This window comes from Pseudoflavonifractor sp. HCP28S3_F10 (assembly GCF_052065415.1).
GTDB lineage: Bacteria > Bacillota > Clostridia > Oscillospirales > Oscillospiraceae > Pseudoflavonifractor_A.
In genome coordinates this window covers 1-1,303 of sequence record NZ_JBQHUB010000066.1, presented here as the reverse complement: position 1 = coordinate 1,303, position 1,303 = coordinate 1, and the positions used below count along the sequence as shown (strand labels likewise).

The following is a 1,303-nucleotide window of genomic DNA, read 5'->3' as shown; positions in this document are numbered from 1 at the left end:
CGCTACGACTTCACCCCGTATTCGACGCTCCCCTACCCCTGTCCTAAGACAAGCCCAAGCTTCGGTTACATGCTTAGCCCCGTTATATTTTCCGCGCAGAGTCACTCGACCAGTGAGCTATTACGCACTCTTTTAATGAGTGGCTGCTTCTAAGCCAACATCCTGGTTGTTTTCGCAATTCCACATCGTTTTCCACTTAGCATGTATTTGGGACCTTAGCTGTGGGTCTGGGCTGTTTCCCTTTTGACAATGAAACTTATCTCACACTGTCTGACTGCTAGTCATCAATTATCCGGCATTCAGAGTTTGATAGGGTTCAGTAACCTTATCGGCCCCTAGCCCATTCAGTGCTTTACCTCCGGTAATCTAAACTAACGCTAGCCCTAAAGCTATTTCGGGGAGAACCAGCTATCTCCGAGTTCGATTGGAATTTCACCGCTATCCACAGGTCATCGCCGGTCATTGCAACGAACGTGCGTTCGGTCCTCCATGGGGTTTTACCCCCACTTCAACCTGCCCATGGATAGGTCACCCGGTTTCGGGTCTATTGCCACCAACTTCATACGCCCTGTTCAGACTCGCTCTCGCTGCGCCTCCGGTACTGAATACCTTAAGCTTGCTAGTGACAATAACTCGCCGGACCATTCTACAAAAGGTACCTCATCACCCGTTAACGGGCTTTGAGTGCTTGTAAGCACAAGGTTTCAGGTTCTCTTTCACTCCCCTCCCGGGGTCCTTTTCACCTTTCCCTCACGGTACTGCTCCTCTATCGGTCATCAGGTAGTATTTAGGCTTGGAGGGTGGTCCCCCCAGTTTCCCACCGGGTTTCACGTGTCCAGTGGTACTCTGGATCCTCACTGGCAGGATTCGCTTTTCGCCTACGGGACTATCACCCGCTCTGGTTGGCCTTCCCATACCATTCGGCTAAACTATCCTGCTGTTGTGTGAGTCCGCAACCCCGGAGAATAAATCCTCCGGTTTGGCCTCTTCCGCGTTCGCTCGCCACTACTAGCGGAATCTCGGTTGATTTCTCTTCCTCGCCCTACTTAGATGTTTCAGTTCAGGCGGTTCCCCGCGTACGCCTATTTGATTCAACGCACGCTGACAGAGTATTGCTCTGCCGGGTTTCCCCATTCGGAAATCTGCGGGTCAAAGCTCATTTGCAGCTCACCGCAGCTTATCGCAGCTTGTCACGTCCTTCTTCGGCTCCTGATGCCAAGGCATTCCCCTTGCGCTCTTTCTAGCTTGACCTTCGTCGGCGCAAGCTCCGTATCGCTCGTCTCCGCCTTGCGGCGAAGCCTCG

The 1,303-nt window shown here is 52.6% G+C and carries 1 rRNA gene; it reads right to left on the bottom strand.

The features are described from left to right. Positions 1-1,251 (bottom strand): 23S ribosomal RNA (locus tag ACTNBZ_RS14300); the annotation flags it as partial. Between the last annotated feature and the right edge of the window lie 52 nt (positions 1,252-1,303).